Below are 17,894 nucleotides of genomic sequence, written 5' to 3'. Positions count from 1 at the left end.
TGCGATTCATTTTTCCTTAATTATTTTGAAAAAACTTTGTCAAAGTTATTTTGCTGAAACTTTACAACTTTGACAAAGTGGATGCTTTAATTTACCGTAGGACAAGTTTGGGTATTGAAGCATTTCCAACCTGCTGTTGTGCCATCGGTATTTATTTTCAAACAGTTTACTGTGGTGTCATAAACCATCATTCCTTTTACTGGGCTTGCAATATCTGTGGATGGGTTTGCTACTCTGTTCACTACAAATCCTTTGGTTTTAGATTCTAAAGCCGTCCATGCTCCGTTTCTTACCATTGGCCAATTTCCGTTGTCTGTACCTGCTCTTCCTAAATCGGTAATTCCGTGGATTGTTGGTAATGCTCCCGCTCCTGTGGTGGCGGGTTTGTAGCAAAAGCCTAAAGTGTCTGTATCCGTAGCCGTATTGTCTGTATTATCAGTCTCAAGTGAATTTGCAGGAGGTGTTATTGTAACGGTATTTACTAGATTTCCTGTAAAAGATGGAGGGACTAAAATATTTACGGTATAAGTTACTGTACCATTTACAGGCAATGATACTTTATCATTTATCGCTCCTGTTTGTAAACCAACTACATTTGTAGAACTTCCTGATGAAGCAACTGCGGTATAACTTATATTTGCGGCAGGAATTCCTGCTGGCGCCAGATCAGAAACTGTTGCATTTACTACTCCAAATGGGCCATTATTCCCTGCAACTATAGTATATGTCGAAGTAATTCCTGGAGTATAATTTAAAGTCCCGTCTGTTTTAGAAACATAAAGATTCGAACTGAATGTAATTGGTGCAGTTACACAATGTGCTCCATCATTACCGGTGCTTCCGGGTGCGTCTGAAATTAAAGTTCTTTGCCCCGTACTTAAATCGAACTGATAAAAACCTCCAGTATTATCAGCACCATAAATTTCACCTGTGTTTGAGCCAAACATTGCTCCAAAATTTACAGATCCAGGACTAATTCCAATTCCAACTACAGCACCAGTGGAAGGATTAATTGAAACCATTTGTCCGTTGATAGAGTTCACTCCATACAACAATCCCGTAACAATATTATAAGCCATATCAGGAATATTAACACTAGAGGCGAGGGTTATAGAAGAAGCAGTAAGTGTGGAAACGTTAATACGGTACAGTTGATTATTATTTGTATTTACTTTTACATAATAATTACCTGAACTATCAAACTCACCAGCATTGTATATCGCTACTGGCAAACCTGCTACAGATCCTAAATTAGTATAAGTTCCGTTTGCATTAATTTTAATCAGGTTGTTGGAGTTGACTATCATTCCATACATGTAGCCATCAATCGGGTTAATCCCAATAGCATTATAGTTAACTGCCGCCGCAGAACCTATTTGAGGATACGTGAAAGGATTTGTATTTGTAAGAACCTGATAAAGAGTATTTGTCTGCGAAAGAAAGAGATCAGAAGTACAACCAAAGCAGTCATTTACAGTAGCCGTAATGGTAGAGGCTTCACTTCTGTACCCTTCATCATTATATGGCGCCGTAAGTCCTTTTATATTATATTTAATCGAAGCAGTTCCTGTATATCCTGTCACAGGTGTAAAAGTAACTAATTTTGTGGTAGAACTATATATCCAAGATCCTACTCCTGCTTGGGTATAAGAAGTTCCTTGTGGCGTACCTGCTGCATCAATAAATTGGAATGAAGCGGGATCTACATTAGTGGAAGATGAAGTAGGCGGTCCCGTTACTAAACCTGCATAAGCAACATCATTAGTTAATGGGTTGATGCTTGCTGCAGAATTCCGACACAATATAAAAGAATCATCTGCAGAAATTGCAGCGTATGGCAATGTAACTTTTAAATTACGAATAATATGAATATCAGCAAAACCTCCCGTAGAAGCACCAAAACCTATTCTGAAACTTGTTGGTGCAGATGTATCTAAATTATAGGTTGCATCTGCACCTTGTGCAACAGAAGTATTAAAGTCAGTAGTTACAGGGTTTGCATTTTCATTATATATATAAGACGTTCTGTACCAATAATTATTAATCACGGTAGAAATTGTGGTCCCATGCTGTATTTTTACTGTCACGAAATAACCTCCTGCTCCATTTGGAACTAATTCAATAAATGCTTTTCTATAGTCTGAATTAGCGGGATTAGTTGTAAAAGTAGTAGTTCTGAGGTTAAAATTATCTGCTAAACCTGCACCTGTTGTATAAGAACCATTTGCAGGATTTATCGTAGCAGCTCCTGTAGTACCAGTTAATGTGGATTGAGTTGTAAGAACTGGATAACCTGTATAACCCAACCCCAAACCATTGCTGAGATTCAAAGTTCCTTTTTTTCCTCGTAAAGTAACATGGCTAGCTTGTTGTGTAAAAGTTGAACTAAGAATACCATTCACTCTACGGTCTCCTTGATAGGCTTGACCCTTAAAATTTCCATAAGCATCTAAGCCAATTCCCAAATAAGCTCCTGTAAGCCCTGTTTCTCTATTTCCAGGCCAACTATTATTGGCTCTGTTATATCCATATCCCATTCCTGCACCTTTTGCTCCCACAACAGGAGTTCCAACCGCTGCATCAAATAAGAAAAGGGTAATTCCATCCGCGCCAGTTCCGCCGTACATTCCGTATTCAAATTCTATTTTGATACCGTTTGAGGATGTAAATTGTTTATTATTAACATACACCGCACCAAATTGCTGAAGTGTAGCAGGCGTTAGTTGCATTCCGTTTGTAGTAAAGGTAGTTGCGTTTGCTCCGTTCTGCGGAGTTAGTAAAGTAATTTCACCAGGTTGCGTTCCTGATGTGAAAGATTGATTATATGGAAAACTACCATATGCTTGTGCCGCTATTGAATTGATTGCTTCTATAAAAAATGCACATACAAACAATAACTTAATAAATTTTTTGTTCATTATTTTTAGTTTAAATTTTGGTTTATGATTTAATCACCTGTTTATAATTCAATTAAATCACATAAATTAGCAAATTTTAACTAAAATAAGGTGGCGGCCTGGAAAAATTTTTACAAGAATATAGAAAAGATTCTATTTTAGAATTGCAGTAAAAATCATTCTTTAAATATAAAAATTCTAAATGATTATACTCTGTTTTAGTTCTAAAATAGACCTTTGTATGGTAATAATGTTGAAAACTTACGACGCATATTTGAGTCTTGTTGGAACCAAAAATAGAAAGCATAGAATCAGCAGTAAGAGGTGAAAATTTATTCTTAGTTGCGGGTTCTTTTACCTGAATCGGCTTTTTATTTGCCTTTTTGCTTATTGCTAGTTGATTAGAGGGTTTATCCTTAATACTTAAATCAGAAGTTGGCTTCTTTTTAATATGCTCTACTATTAATTTCCCCTCACTTTTTTCATCAATATTTTTATTGAAATTTTGGTCGCTAGAATAAATCAATGCATCTCCTTCTATATAGATGCTATTTTGAAGGCTAGAATGATTTTCTTTTTGCTGCCCCAAGCAAAAACAAGAAACTGTAAAAAAAACAAAAAACAAAAAGCGAAACCCAAGGCATACAAAATAACCCCTTTTGGGGTAATTTTTTGCACTTTTTGCGAATACATTTTGCAAATTGTATTTGTTAAACAATCTTATTTACTTTGAAATTAACTGCAAAAGTACACTTTTTTTAAAAAAATTACACACCAAATACGCATTTTTTATGAATAAATCTATGTTTTGCTTAATGCCTTTTACCAAAAAATAAATATAGATAACAATTCATTACAAAATATCCAATCTTTAAAACTTTCCTTCTTACCTCATTTTGATATGAATTTGCAATACGCAAAATAAAAGTAACTCTACCATAATTTTTTCAAAAAGAATTTCCACCTAAATGCTAAACTTTGATTTGTAAGTTTATCACAGAAATAGAGAACCAAAATTTGTAAAAAAAATAATTTAAACATCGCTTTACCCGCTAAAACTTCCGACCTATATTAAAGATTTTTTATGAATTTGTCCTTTGATAATTTAACCAAGAAAAAACAGAATTTAATTATTAACTGAACGACGCCTAAATTTTAAAATGTTACAAATAAAAAAGATTAGTACGCATCTTAGACGCCTGCAAAAAAACGATGAAATAGTCTTCACTAACTGCAAAAACTTGAAATTCCGATGCGAGTAAATATGAACGATGAATTTTCACTAAAAATAAAAACCATTATTCACGTGCGCGCAAATACTTTTCGGGTTGCTGCAGATTTATATTTTTGAAATTTTTGCTATATTATTTTGCTTCATTTAAGTTTAAACATATTTGATATTTCCGTATAACTATAAACAACTGACATTCCTACTGAATGACAAAAATAATGTGTAATTTGATGCTAAATAAAATCTGCTAAATCCGTAAAATCTGCGAGATAAAAATCCCGATGTCGCGGATTTCAATAGCGCAGATTTTTATTTCTAAGTTTGGTTTTTTAAAAATATAAATGGCTTTGATTATATTTGAGAAATTTAATAGATTTTGAAAAGAGAAGAATACAGATTTAAATTATTAGAAAAGGCTCTAAACACAAAACACGAAAATTCTTATTGGAATACGGTTTTTCAATTAAGAAATTTTGTTGATACCGAAATGATTGAGAAATGTTTTCAATTAATTGAATCTAATGAACCAAAAAGTCAAATTTTAGGAATTGATATACTTTCACAACTCGGAACAGAAAGAAAAAAAATTATTAAGAAACTTTTGAAAATAATTTTCGACATTATCTTAAGAACAGATAATGAAAAATTAATTTGCTCATGTTTGATTGCAATTTCGCACAACAATAAAAATCTGACCGAAAAACATTTAATAATCCTAACTAGTTTCAAAAAATCAAAATCAAAAGAAATTCGATATGCATTAGTTTTTTCTTTGTTATCAATTGAAAATAAGATTGCAATTGAGACTTTAATATTATTAACAAAAGATAGAAGTCCAAAAGTACGAGATTGGGCTACTTTCGGAATTGGCACACAATTAGAAATTGACAATCCAAGAATTAGAGAAATTCTTTATGTTCGCTGTTTTGACAAAGATGATCAAACAAAACAAGAAGCAATCAAAGGATTATCAAACCGAAACGATGAACGTGTATTCGAAATAATTTTAGAAGAAATAAAAACCGAGAATTTTGGATCACTGTTATTCGACACTATCTTGAATATAAAAAACGGAAATCTATTTTTACCTCAATTAAGATTAATTCTTTCAAAAACACTTCAAGAAGAAAACATCAATAAAGAGTGGATTGAAGCTCTTGAAAATTGCATAGAAGTTTTGGAAAGGGATGATTACGAAGTAAACTAAACGGTAAATTCAAAAATAACTGTATTTGAAAAATCTGCCGAAAACTAAAGACCACAAAAAAAACTGCCTTCAAAGTTTGAAACAAATGCAATGGAATTTGAAAAAATACGCGACTTCGGTATCAAAAAAGACTTAAACATTTTGAATTGCTATTCTACCATCGCTTCCCCATTTCTGCGGTAAATAAATTTACCATAAATGTGTCTTCGGGCAAAACGACTGGGCGAATCTGCATTGACCATTTTGATGTAAGTATTCCGCGGAACACCGATGTATTCGAACATTTTACCATTAAAATGCTGCACTTTTAAGATAGATTTCTCTAAATAAAAATCGCTGATAATGGATTTTGTGATGGTTTCGGTATATTCTTCTTTGTATTTTTCCTGCGTTTCTGGGTTGATGCTTACCAGAAAATGATAGGCTTCGATGACCGCTTTGCATTTTTCTTCGGCTTCTAGTTTTCCGGCATCATCATTTACAAATTTATCGGGATGCGCTTCTTTCATTGTGTTTCTGTAAATCGCTTTTAACTCTTTTAAAGTCGCAGTTTTGTCTACACCAAGCAATTTTCTATGTTCGCCAATTTTTTTCATATGTAGATATTTATTGTTTTTTAAGGTCATTTGCAATCGCTCAATCTTCATAGGTGTTTGCGTTTGCAAATCATGGCGATTTCATATCTTAAGTCCTTATTTTCGGGGTGCAAAATTAGTCAATTATATTTAAGAATTTTTGTTTATTTATAATTGCACAAATTTCTTCGCTTCGAGTGCAAAAACACCCGAACTTCTAGCCCCGGTTGAAATGGAAATCCTTTTTTGGGGCGATTCGCCAGCGGCGGAAAAGCGCCAAAAAAGATTATAATGGAAAACGGGAGCCCTTTTCTAAGAAGCAAAGAACGTCTTGCTCCTAATTTTGTTATTTAAAAACATAAAAATTTAGGCTAAAAAAATATAGAAATTTCTTAAAAATTACTTTAAATAAATTTGTAAGACTGAAAAATTCTTCGTTATTTTGCAAACTCAAATACTTAATCGTAAAAAGAACATCAGGATATGTCTAGAATATGCCAAATTACAGGTAAAGGCGCGATGGTTGGAAACAACGTATCTCACGCTAATAACAAAACGAAACGTCGTTTTGAAATCAATTTATTGAAAAAGAAATTTTTCTTACCTGAACAAGGTAAAAGCGTAACTTTGAAAGTGACTGCACATGGATTGAGAATTATTAACAAAATCGGTATCGAAGAAGCGGTTGAAAGAGCGACTAGAAACGGATTTATTAAAAAAGCGTAAGAAATAATGGCTAAAAAAGGAAATCGCGTACAGGTAATTTTAGAATGTACAGAGCATAAAGAAACGGGTGTTGCTGGAATGAGCAGATACATCACGACTAAAAATAAAAAGAATACAACGGAGAGATTGGAGTTAAGAAAATTTAACCCAGTTTTGAAGAAATATACCCTTCACAAAGAGATTAAGTAATTATCTAAAATAATTTACAATGGCAAAGAAAGTAGTAGCAACGCTTCAAGGTGGTGCAGGATCTAAAAAAATGACGAAAGTAATAAAAATGGAAAAGTCACCAAAATCTGGGGCTTACATTTTTAATGAAAAAGTAATGAATGCAGATGATGTAGAGGCTTATTTGAAAAAATAAAAACTTTGCGTATAAGTATATAAAAACTATCCAAAAATCTTGGGTAGTTTTTTTGTTATATTTGTTTTTGCGAATAAGGATTTGGCAAGGAGAACACAGAATTTGTACTTTTTCTTGATAAATAAAACTTTGTGAATATTTGAGTGGCTTTAAAATAAACAACAAAGCCACAAAGGTTTTAATAAAGTTAGTGAAAAAGAGTATAGAGATTATTATTGTGAATATTTGAGTTTTTTATCATTAAATTTTCATGCAGTTTATCAAATTTATTATTACAAATTAAGAAAATTATTAAATGCTGATTGAAAAATCGATCATCATTTATCACTTATCATTTATAAATTATGAGTTGGTTTAAGAAAATATTTAAACAAGAAGAAAAAGAAACCTTAGACAAGGGTTTAGAAAAATCTAATCAAGGGTTTTTCGAAAAAATTTCGAAGGCCGTCATTGGTAAAAGTACCGTGGATGAAGATGTTCTAGATGATTTGGAAAATATTCTAATTGCATCTGATGTGGGTGCAGAAACAACTATAAAAATCATCAATCGTATTGAAGCGCGCGTTGCAAAAGACAAATACGTAAATGTGGATGAGTTAAACGAAATTTTAAAACAAGAAATTTCAAATCTACTTTTAGAAAATCCGCACGCCGAAACTGGAAATATCGACGAGAGCAAGAAACCTTACGTGATAATGGTGGTTGGTGTGAATGGTGTGGGAAAAACAACAACGATTGGGAAACTGGCACATCAATTCAAATCGCAAGGTAAAAGTGTGGTTTTGGGCGCGGCAGATACTTTTAGAGCAGCAGCAGTCGATCAGTTGGTGATTTGGAGTGAAAGAGTTGGCGTGCCGATTGTGAAGCAAAATATGGGCTCTGATCCTGCTTCGGTGGCTTTTGACACGGTTCAATCTGCGGTGGCACAAAATGCAGACGTCGTTATCATAGACACAGCAGGAAGATTGCATAATAAAATAAACTTGATGAATGAACTCACCAAAATAAAACGCGTCATGCAAAAAGTTTTGCCAGATGCGCCACATGAAGTTTTATTGGTTTTGGATGGTTCTACTGGCCAAAATGCTTTCGAGCAAGCAAAACAATTTACTGCCGCAACAGAAGTGACCGCTTTAGCCGTAACTAAATTAGATGGAACTGCAAAAGGCGGTGTAGTAATTGGAATCTCGGATCAGTTTAAAATTCCTGTAAAATATATTGGTGTGGGAGAAAAAATGACAGACCTGCAATTATTTAATGGAATAGAATTTGTAGATTCTTTTTTCAGAAAACGAAATTAAAAATTAAATTTTAAATATAATTCGTAAATTTTATTCCCTTTTTAAATTAATTCCTTAATTTTACTTTCAAACAAACAACATTATTAACTTTTTAAACATTTAAAATTATGGGAGATATTTTAGCATGGATCCTTTTTGGATTAGTCGTAGGCGCAATTGCAAAATTGATCATGCCTGGAAAACAAGGCGGCGGTTGGCTTTTAACAATTATTTTAGGAATTATTGGTTCGATAGTCGGCGGATGGATTGGTGGACTTCTGGGAATTGGAACTGGCGGAATGTGGAACTTCGGTTCTATTGCATTGTCTGTTTTAGGCGCAATTGTCGTCCTCTTTATTTATGGCGCTTTAACGAAAGGCCGAGCGTAAAAATATGAAATAAAAAAAGCCCGATTTGAAAATTCAAATCGGGCTTTTTTGTTTTTTTCAATTAAAATTTAATGTTATACATAGACTGCATTAAAACGCCCTCTTTATATTTCGGATTAAAAATTTGTTCGAAAGTTTGGTAATTTTCTTTACCAATTTTATTCTGAATGATTTTTGTTGAAATTTCATCTTCGTCCATATCTTTAAAAATTTGCTCAAATTTGCTCATTTTTTTCGGGTAAGAACTGACATTGTAAGACGTTAATTTCGCCATTTTTGAAGCATACAAAATGGCATCATCTAATGTTCCTAATTCATCTACCAAGCCTATTTCCTTTGCGCGCGTTCCGCTCCATACTCTTCCGCCGCCAATGGCATCAATCTGCTCGAAAGATTTTTTACGATTTTGCGTCACGAAATAGACAAATCTTTTGTATGTGCCTTCTACATTTCGCGTCATAATACTTACCGTTCCTGGTGATAAGCCATTTATTGGTGAAATCATAAGTGAATTAGCATTTGTAGAAACAACATCGGAGCGAATTCCGTTTTTATTTGCAATGTCTTTAAAATAAGGAATAATGCCGAAAACACCGATGCTTCCTGTGATACAATTGGGTTCAGAATATATTTTATCTGCTGCCATAGAAATATAATATCCGCCAGATGCAGCGTAGTCGCCAAAAGAAACAATCAGTGGTTTTTTTGCTTTTAATTGCTGAAGTTCAAATAGAATTTCATCAGCAGCATTTGCACTACCTCCAGGAGAATTTACACGCAACACAACTGCTTTCACATCGTCGTCATCTTTTAACTTTTCAATTTGTTTTTTAAAGTTTTCAGCGTAAATTCCATCATAACCTTTTCCATTATAAATCTCACCGGAAGCATACAGCACGGCAATTTGGTTATCTTTATCTTTATTATCTTCCGCATTTGATTCTGCATAATCAGCCAAAGAAATTTGGTTTAAATCTTTATCTGCTTTAATATTTAATTTTGTTTTTAAAACATTATTGTACTGCGATTCTTGCATTAATTGATCTACTAATTTATTTTTAATACTCAACTCTGGTATCAAAGAATACAAACTATCAACAGTAGTTTTGAAATTTTCTGGAGAAATATTTCGTGATTTTGAAATTTGAGACGAAGTTTTGCTCCAAATATCGTTTAATAAAGTAGAAAGTTGCTCTTTATTTTCGGGTGAAATTTCATTTTTTATAAAAGGTTCAACGGCGGCCTTAAACTTTCCATGGCGGATGATTTCTGCATTTATGCCATATTTATCCATAAAATTTTTGTAGAAAACAACTTCTGCGGCCATTCCTTTCAATTCTATCCCACCGGCAGGATTGAGATAGTATTTATCAGCAACGGAACTTAAATAATAAGCAGGCTGCGAGACCACGTTTCCGTACGCATAAACAAATTTCCCAGATTTTTTAAAATCTTCTAAAGCGGTTCTAATATCAGAAAGTTGAGTAATACCTCCATTAATATTATCTAATTCTATGCTAATCCCTTTTATTTTATCATCATTTTTTGCTTTTTTGATAGATTGTAAAACATCGTATAGTGCTACTTCTTTATTCTTATTAGCAAAATCAAAAATACTTTGTTTACTCGCTGCATCACTTTCTATAATATCAGTTTTAGCATCAATCGTTAAAACTGAATTATCTTTCACGAATACCTTCTTGTCTCCACTAGCCGCTGAAGCCACGATAAAAATAAAAAAACATATGATGATGACAGTAGTCATTATCCCTATTGCAACGATATTTGCAAGTACCAACTTAAAGAAATTCTTCATAATTTTGTCTTAAATTTAAACAATATGTCGCAACATAAAGTAGTATTGTTACTAGGAAGTAATTTGGGAAAAAGAAAAAATAACATAGAAAATGCCTTAAACTTAATAGAAAGAACTATCGGCAAAATTGAAAAAAAAACTGATATTCTAGAAAGTATGCCGATAGAATATGATAGTTGTAATATTTTTTGTAATATTGCAATTATAATTGGTACGCCCTTTTCGCCGCTTCAATTGCTTTTAAACATAAAAAAAATTGAACATAAAATGGGACGTATAGCGGATTCTAGTGAAACCGGAGTCTACACAGATAGGGTGATAGACATTGATATAGTGGGTTATGATAACTTATACTTTAAGAGCAAAAAGTTAGAAATACCACATGGAAAGCATATTAGTGAGAGAGAATTTTCAGCAAAATTACTTTCGGAGCTAAAGAAAAAACATTAAATAAAAAAAACACATATGAAAGTAAAATTATTTTTGGCAGTTATTTTGCCAATTGCTGTTTTTGCGCAAGAGGCGAAAATGGATAGTATGAGCACTGGCGCTACTACATTTTCTTCTGGTGCTGCACAAGTTGAAAAATTTGATAATAGTTCCAGATTGTTTAATGATTGGTCTATATCCTTCGGTGGTGGTGGTGCATTTATGCATTCTGCAGATCTAACGTCTTTTTACGGTAATAAAATCAACTGGGGATACAACGTATATGTAAGCCTTGATAAACAAATTTCTCATACTTTTGGGTTAAGTTTGCTTTATATGAAAGGCAAAACCAACCAAAAAGGGCAATTACCTGGCGCTGCTGGGGTTACAGCTGGTGTCGCAAATGCGTGGACTAAATATGATCAATTATCCCTAATCGGCGACGTGAATTTCTCAAATATAATGCGCCGCGTAGATAATCATTCTAATTACAGATGGTCTATACATGGATATGGTGGTTTTGGTTTTATGGGTTATAATACGCACCTTTTAGACAATGATCAATATAGATACAGCACATCGCCAAGAAGAGCACCATTAGATATTGAACAAAAATTGAATATCCAATCTTTCTTTTTTGAATTTGGAACTGGTGTGAAATATAAAATCAGCAGAAGAGTAGATTTAGATGCTAGAGTTATGTATATTTTCTCTGGTGATGATGAGTTTGACGGCGGTGGATGGACACATAACTGGTCGCCAGGATATAACCTTATTAAAAGCTCTTACTCAGATGATATGTTTGCCCCAACTCTAGGCCTAACCGTAAAATTAGGTAAAAATATCTCAAATTTAACCTGGCATGACCCATTGCAAAATGCCTATGACAGAGTAAATGCATTAGAAAACAAAACTAAAGAATTAGTAGTTTGCAAAAGTGGAGACAAAGACAACGATGGCGTTTGCGACGATTGGGATAGACAACTGGATACGCCTGCTGGCGCAAGAGTTGATGGCTCTGGAGTTGCATTAGATATGGATTTAGATGGGGTTATAGATTTATATGACAAATGTGTTACAGTGCCCGGCCCAGCCGATAATGACGGTTGCCCAACCAAAGTGATGCAAAATACTAAACAATAAGAACTTACTGTTTTCATAAAAATATATTTCTTTACTTTAGAGAAAGTAGTAAATAAACTTATAGGAAAATAATAAATACAGAAAAAAAATTAAACTTATTAAACATAAAAATATGAAACTAAATTTAGCAAGCGTTGCACTAGCATTGGTTATACCAAGCGCTATTTTCGCACAAGATTCGATGGCAGTTTCTTCTGGAAAGTATCCAAATACATTTTCTTCAGGCTCTTCAAACGTATCACCATTTACGCAAGATTCGAAAAGATTTAATGATTGGGCCGTTTCTTTTGGAGTTGGTGTTCCATTATTACAATCCGCAGATTTAACCTCCATTAAAAATGGTAACGGTAAAAATCTATTTGGATATTCTGCTTACATCAGTGTAGACAAAGCAATTACCCATGCATTCGGTTTGAATTTGCAGTATGATAGAGGCGAAACAAGACAAGGTTGGTTTAACACCAAAGATCCCGCGCCTACAACTGGTAATACTTTCAACCAAATTGGTGCAAGAACTCAATATGATGCAATTTCCCTTTTAGGTGATATTAATTTTTCTAATTTATTGAGAAGAGTTGATAATAAATCTAACTTTAGATGGGCAATTCATGGATATGCAGGTGTCGGAACTTTAGCATATAGAGCATATTCAAAAACTCCAAAAGGAGAAAGATTACAAACTGAAGTAAAACCTTTCAAAATTGGCTCTCTATTTGGGCAAGCTGGTGCTGGTTTGAAATTTAAAGTAAATAGAAGAATTGATCTTGAAACAAGATTAATGTATGTTTACACCGGTGATGATTCTTTTGATGGTGGTGGTGCACAATACAGCGCTGTAAACCTAAGAGAAGATCAAGTTTCAGATAACTTCTTTAATGCTACTTTAGGTATTTCATTAAAATTAGGAAAACATGAGTCTCACCTAATGTGGCACGATCCATTGCAGGAAATCTATTATAAATTAGATGTTTTGGCGAGCAAAAACCAAGACGTTGAAGTTTGTAAAAAAGGAGATGCTGATAATGACGGTGTTTGCGATGATTGGGACAGACAACTTGATACTCCTGCTGGAGCAAGAGTTGATGGTGCTGGTGTAGCTTTAGATACAGATTTAGACGGTGTTATCGATCTTTATGACAAATGTGTTGTAGTTCCTGGCCCAGTTGAAAATGCAGGTTGCCCTGTTGCAACAGAAGGAAAAGTGCCTGAAAAAGAAAGAGCATTAGAAGGAATTGAGTTTGATCTAAATTCTGATAGAATTTTACCTTCAAACACTCCTATTCTTAACAACGCTGTAAATTATATCAACTCATCTGATGGTTCTTATAAAGTAATTGGTGGTACAGATACAAGAGCATCTGATGCATACAACCAAAAACTTTCTGAAAGACGTGCAAATAATGTAAAATCCTATTTAGTTGAAAACGGTGTTGCAGCCGACAAATTAGAAGCAATCGGTAAAGGTGAAAAAGACCTTAAATACCCAGAATGTGACCCTGCTACTAAATGCCCTGAATGGAAAAACAGAGCAAACAGAAGAGTTTACTTCGAAGCAAAATAATTTATTAAATTATTTATATTTAAAGCCACGCGTTCTGCGTGGCTTTTTTTCTTTATAAAATTTCTATACTTTTACCAAATGATTTCAGACCAAAAATATGATGCTTTGAAAAAAAATGCACTTCAACATTTTTGGGGATTTTCAGCGTTTCGTTCCAACCAAGAAGAAATAATAAATACTGTAATTTCTGGCAAAGACGCATTAGTATTATTACCAACAGGCGGCGGAAAATCTTTATGTTATCAACTTTCAGCAATATTACTTGAAGGCACTTGCCTCGTCATTTCACCATTACTTTCATTAATGAAAGATCAAGTTGCACAATTAAAAAACCGTGGTATAGAAGCCGAATTTATTTCTTCAGACCTAGACGAAATTGAAACTGAAACCATTTACAATAACTGCAGAGATGAAATTACAAAATTACTCTACGTTTCGCCAGAAAGATTAACAGATCCTGTCTTTTTGAGATATTTAGAAAATATCAAACTTTCATTTATTGCCGTTGATGAAGCGCACTGTATTTCAGAATGGGGACAAGATTTTCGACCAAGCTACCAAAACATTGCAAAATTTAGAAGAAATTACAAAAATCTTCCTTGTATGGCACTTACTGCCACTGCAACACCAAAGGTTTTAAAAGAAATTGATAAAAAATTAGAATTAAAAGAAGTTCAGATATTTCAAAAAAGTTTTCTGCGAAACAACATTAACATTTATGTAGATGAAATTTCAAATAAATATGAACGGATTTTAAATTTACTAAAATTTGCAAACTCTTCTGGCATCATCTACGCAAGAACCAGAAAGGAAACAGAAGATTTATGCGCCTATTTAAAATCACAAAAAAGAAATGCAGACTATTTTCACGCCGGTCTTTCCACTGCGGATAAAAATCGTGTTCAAGAATTCTGGTTGCAAAGCGAAAATCATGTCATCATAGCAACCAATGCTTTTGGGATGGGCATCGATAAAAATAATGTGCGATTCGTCATTCACCTCTCACCTTCTGCGTCCATTGAAAATTACTACCAAGAAATTGGTAGAGCCGGCCGCGATGGACTTCCGAGTTATGCTTTTCTATTATGGAACAAATCAGAAATAAGCGATATTGATGATATTTTATTTAATTCTATACCAAACAAAAAAGAATTTTTAGCCATTACTTCTTATTTATATTCCACTTTTCAAATCGCAGAAAACGAACTTCCTGAACAAACTTTTGAACTGAAACTGCAAAATGTTCAGAATTTCACAAAATTGTCATTTGCTAAAATTAGAAATATTCTGAATTTTCTACACACCCAAGAAATAATTTATTATAAAAATAAAAAATCTACTTCCTTATTAGAACTCAAAATATCTTCTCAAGATTTAGAATTATTACCAGCAAAAGACGCACATTTTTTGGAACTTTTACTTAGAAATATTACTGGCCTTTCTACCTATAAAGTTTCATTTGATGAAGATTATCTCGCCCAAAAAATAAAGATCAGCAAACATTTAATAAAAGAAAGAATCAAAGAATTACAAAAAAACAATTATCTTGAATATTCTGACGGCGAAGCGGCTTCTGTTACTTTTTTAAAACATAGAAACGAACGATTGATGCAAAATTCTTATTGGTCGCTTTTTGAACAAATTCAAAAAAATAAAGTTCAAAAATGGGAAGAAATGAAATTTTTTATGCAGAATAAAGATTACTGCAAAATGAAACTGATACTATCCTATTTTGGCGAAAAATCTACCAAAAATTGCGGAATGTGTTCTGTTTGCCTCTCAAAAAAGCAAAGTCTAAAACCAGAAACAATTTCCAATTCTATCCTAAATGTTTTGGAGAAACAAAATTTAACATTTGAGGAAATAAGCGTACAATTAACCCAATTTTCGGCAGAAAAAATCATGGAAAACGTAATTTTACTTTTAGATTTAGGTAAAATTAAAATGGCCAACTATAAAACTTATACTTTAGCACAAAACTAAAATTTATAAATGAAAAACCTCAAAGTGGTATTTTTTGGAACACCAGAATTTGCAAAAAATTCATTAGAAGCCATATTTCACTCCAATCACAAAATTGTAGGCGTTGTAACAGTTGCCGATAAACAGTCTGGAAGAGGGCAAAAAACCAACAGTTCAGCAGTAAAAAAGTATGCAGAAGAACAAGGCCTTAAAATATTTCAACCTTTAAAATTAAGAGATCCGAATTTCTTGGAAGAGATACAAAATCTGGAAGCAGATGTTTTTGTAGTGGTTGCCTTTAGAATGATGCCTAAAATTTTATTTGAAATGCCAAAATTAGGCACTTTTAATTTACACGCTTCTCTTCTACCCGATTATCGTGGCGCAGCGCCAATCAATTATGCTATTATGAACGGCGAAACAAAAACTGGTGCAACTACCTTTTTTATTAATGAAAAAATTGATGAAGGAAATATTTTACTACAAGAAAGTTTGGCGATTTCACCAACTGAAAACGCCGGAGAACTTCACGACCGATTGATGCATTTAGGCGCTAATCTTATCGTGAAAACACTTGATGGCTTAGCAGAAAACAACATTACAGAAAAACTGCAGCCGATAGTAGAACATCCAAAAAATGCGTTCAAAATTTTTAAAGATGATACGAGAATTAATTGGAATTTGCCCGTTGAAAGCGTCTATAATTTCGTTCGAGGACTTTCTCCCTATCCCGCGGCTTTTACAACCATTAAAATAAATGGTGAAGAAAAAAATTTAAAAATATTTGCTGGTACTTTTGAAGAAAATAATAATTCCCTTATTCCTGGAACATTACTTATATCTAAAAAAGACTTTAATATTTCTACTAAAAATGGAATTTATAAACCAACAGAAATTCAATTAGAAGGAAAAAAAAGGATGTCTGTTAAGGATTTTTTAAATGGATTCAGAGACTTTGAAAACATTGAAATTATTTAAATATTTACAAAAAAAGCCGACTAATATTAGCCGGCTTTAAAATATTTTATCAAAAATTATTTTTTATTTTCCTTAATTTTTGCTTTTATTTTGGTTTCTAGTTCTTCCGCTAATTCAGGATTGTCTTTTATTACATCCTTCACGGCATCGCGTCCTTGGCCAAGCTTAGTACTATCATAACTAAACCACGAACCACTTTTCTGAACAACGCCCAGTTCTACACCTTGATCTAAAATTTCACCTACTTTAGAAATACCTTCTCCGTACATAATATCGAATTCTGCAATTTTAAAAGGTGGCGCTACTTTATTTTTTACAATTTTCACTTTCACTCGGCTACCAATTGCTTCGTCACCATTTTTAATCGGTGCGCTCGCTTTTCTGATATCAATTCTCACAGAAGCATAAAACTTCAAAGCATTTCCACCAGTTGTGGTCTCTGGATTTCCAAACATCACACCAATTTTTTCTCTCAATTGGTTGATGAAAATTACGGTACATTTTGTTTTACTAATTGTTCCCGTCAATTTTCTTAATGCTTGTGACATTAATCTAGCGTGAAGCCCCATTTTAGAATCTCCCATTTCGCCTTCAATTTCGGCTTTTGGCGTAAGAGCAGCCACAGAATCAATAACAACGATATCTACTGCGCCAGAACGGATTAAATTATCCGCTATCTCCAAGGCTTGCTCACCATTATCCGGCTGCGAAATAATTAGGTCTTCCAAATTTATCCCTAATTTTTTGGCGTAACCTCTATCAAAAGCATGTTCTGCATCAATAAACGCTGCTGTTCCGCCTTGCTTTTGAGATTCTGCAATTGCATGTAAAGTTAAAGTTGTTTTCCCAGAAGATTCTGGCCCATAAATTTCTATAACTCTTCCTCTTGGATATCCACCAACTCCCAAGGCCAAATCTAAGCCCAGAGAACCTGAAGGAATCACTTCAATATCTTCTATGATGGCACCGTCGCCAAGTGTCATTACAGTACCTTTTCCGTATGTTTTGTCTAGTTTTTCGAGCACTAAACTCAATGCTTTTTTCTTATCTTCTGCTGTAGCCATTTATAATATTTAGAATGTAAAAATACGGAAATTTAATTTTAAAAACGAACAAAAATACCGACGTAAAAATTTAATAAACTTTTTTTTTAGAATTTATCAAAAAATAATTGCTTGATTTAAAAAATAATTTTAGATTTGCACCACCAAATTAAAACAGACCCATGGTGTAACGGTAGCACTCCGGTTTTTGGTACCGTCAGTTGGGGTTCGAATCCCTGTGGGTCTACAAACAACTACTGTAAATCAGTAACTTAACATTATCGGGGACTAAA

At 33.4% G+C, this 17,894-nt stretch carries 15 protein-coding genes and 1 tRNA gene; 12 read left to right on the top strand and 4 right to left on the bottom strand.

The window, feature by feature from the left end:
- Positions 1–86 precede the first annotated feature (86 nt).
- Positions 87–2,918 (bottom strand): DUF6923 family protein, encoded by a 2,832-nt coding sequence (locus C4S29_RS07065; protein ID WP_103913425.1) that lies wholly within the window; start codon positions 2,916–2,918, stop codon positions 87–89.
- A 1,586-nt stretch (positions 2,919–4,504) separates the two neighbouring features.
- Between C4S29_RS07065 and C4S29_RS07055 the strand changes: the two genes are divergently transcribed.
- Complete coding sequence (locus C4S29_RS07055; RefSeq protein WP_103913423.1) at positions 4,505–5,335, top strand: hypothetical protein; 831 nt, start codon at positions 4,505–4,507, stop codon at positions 5,333–5,335.
- Between the two features lie 149 nt (positions 5,336–5,484).
- Here the strand turns inward: C4S29_RS07055 and C4S29_RS07050 are convergent, their stop codons facing one another.
- On the bottom strand, positions 5,485–5,931 hold the full coding sequence (locus tag C4S29_RS07050) for a KTSC domain-containing protein (protein ID WP_103913453.1): 447 nt from the start codon (positions 5,929–5,931) through the stop codon (positions 5,485–5,487).
- A 462-nt stretch (positions 5,932–6,393) separates the two neighbouring features.
- On the opposite strand from C4S29_RS07050, the gene rpmB reads away from it, so the two are divergent.
- The 5 genes from rpmB to C4S29_RS07025 all read left to right on the top strand — a co-directional run bounded on the left by rpmB (position 6,394) and on the right by C4S29_RS07025 (position 8,669).
- Positions 6,394–6,636: a 50S ribosomal protein L28 gene (gene rpmB / locus C4S29_RS07045; RefSeq protein WP_103913422.1), complete on the top strand. Its 243-nt coding sequence runs from the start codon at positions 6,394–6,396 to the stop codon at positions 6,634–6,636.
- A gap of 6 nt (positions 6,637–6,642) precedes the next feature.
- Positions 6,643–6,825: a 50S ribosomal protein L33 gene (rpmG, locus tag C4S29_RS07040; protein ID WP_103913421.1), complete on the top strand. Its 183-nt coding sequence runs from the start codon at positions 6,643–6,645 to the stop codon at positions 6,823–6,825.
- Positions 6,826–6,844: 19 nt separating this feature from the next.
- Positions 6,845–7,000: a DUF4295 domain-containing protein gene (locus C4S29_RS07035; protein WP_103913420.1), complete on the top strand. Its 156-nt coding sequence runs from the start codon at positions 6,845–6,847 to the stop codon at positions 6,998–7,000.
- A 344-nt stretch (positions 7,001–7,344) separates the two neighbouring features.
- Positions 7,345–8,301, top strand: coding sequence for a signal recognition particle-docking protein FtsY (gene ftsY, locus C4S29_RS07030; RefSeq protein ID WP_103913419.1), 957 nt, complete (start codon positions 7,345–7,347; stop codon positions 8,299–8,301).
- Between the two features lie 107 nt (positions 8,302–8,408).
- Complete coding sequence (locus C4S29_RS07025) at positions 8,409–8,669, top strand: GlsB/YeaQ/YmgE family stress response membrane protein (protein ID WP_103913418.1); 261 nt, start codon at positions 8,409–8,411, stop codon at positions 8,667–8,669.
- A 61-nt stretch (positions 8,670–8,730) separates the two neighbouring features.
- On the opposite strand, the gene sppA is transcribed toward C4S29_RS07025, so the two are convergent.
- Positions 8,731–10,485, bottom strand: coding sequence for a signal peptide peptidase SppA (gene sppA / locus C4S29_RS07020; RefSeq protein WP_103913417.1), 1,755 nt, complete (start codon positions 10,483–10,485; stop codon positions 8,731–8,733).
- 24 nt (positions 10,486–10,509) lie between these two features.
- On the opposite strand from sppA, the gene folK reads away from it, so the two are divergent.
- The 5 genes from folK (at position 10,510) to fmt (ending at position 16,558) form a co-directional block, all read left to right on the top strand.
- The gene (folK, locus tag C4S29_RS07015) at positions 10,510–10,935 is read left to right on the top strand and encodes a 2-amino-4-hydroxy-6-hydroxymethyldihydropteridine diphosphokinase (protein WP_103913416.1); all 426 of its coding nucleotides are present in this window, start codon (positions 10,510–10,512) and stop codon (positions 10,933–10,935) included.
- A 15-nt stretch (positions 10,936–10,950) separates the two neighbouring features.
- Positions 10,951–12,057, top strand: a complete 1,107-nt coding sequence (locus C4S29_RS07010; RefSeq protein ID WP_103913415.1) for a flagellar motor protein MotB — start codon at positions 10,951–10,953, stop codon at positions 12,055–12,057.
- A gap of 112 nt (positions 12,058–12,169) precedes the next feature.
- Positions 12,170–13,618 (top strand): OmpA family protein, encoded by a 1,449-nt coding sequence (locus tag C4S29_RS07005; protein WP_103913414.1) that lies wholly within the window; start codon positions 12,170–12,172, stop codon positions 13,616–13,618.
- Between the two features lie 78 nt (positions 13,619–13,696).
- The gene (locus C4S29_RS07000; RefSeq protein ID WP_103913413.1) at positions 13,697–15,601 is read left to right on the top strand and encodes a RecQ family ATP-dependent DNA helicase; all 1,905 of its coding nucleotides are present in this window, start codon (positions 13,697–13,699) and stop codon (positions 15,599–15,601) included.
- 9 nt (positions 15,602–15,610) lie between these two features.
- Positions 15,611–16,558 carry a methionyl-tRNA formyltransferase gene (gene fmt, locus C4S29_RS06995; RefSeq protein ID WP_103913412.1) on the top strand — a complete coding sequence of 316 codons (948 nt, stop codon included), beginning with the start codon at positions 15,611–15,613 and terminating at the stop codon, positions 16,556–16,558.
- Positions 16,559–16,614: 56 nt separating this feature from the next.
- Here the strand turns inward: fmt and recA are convergent, their stop codons facing one another.
- Complete coding sequence (recA, locus tag C4S29_RS06990; protein WP_103913411.1) at positions 16,615–17,622, bottom strand: recombinase RecA; 1,008 nt, start codon at positions 17,620–17,622, stop codon at positions 16,615–16,617.
- 155 nt (positions 17,623–17,777) lie between these two features.
- Between recA and C4S29_RS06985 the strand changes: the two genes are divergently transcribed.
- A tRNA-Gln gene (locus tag C4S29_RS06985) sits at positions 17,778–17,848 on the top strand.
- Positions 17,849–17,894: the final 46 nt, after the last annotated feature.

This window comes from Halpernia humi, assembly GCF_900108025.1.
Classification (GTDB): Bacteria; Bacteroidota; Bacteroidia; order Flavobacteriales; family Weeksellaceae; genus Halpernia; species Halpernia humi.
This window is presented reverse-complemented; position numbering and strand designations above follow the sequence as displayed.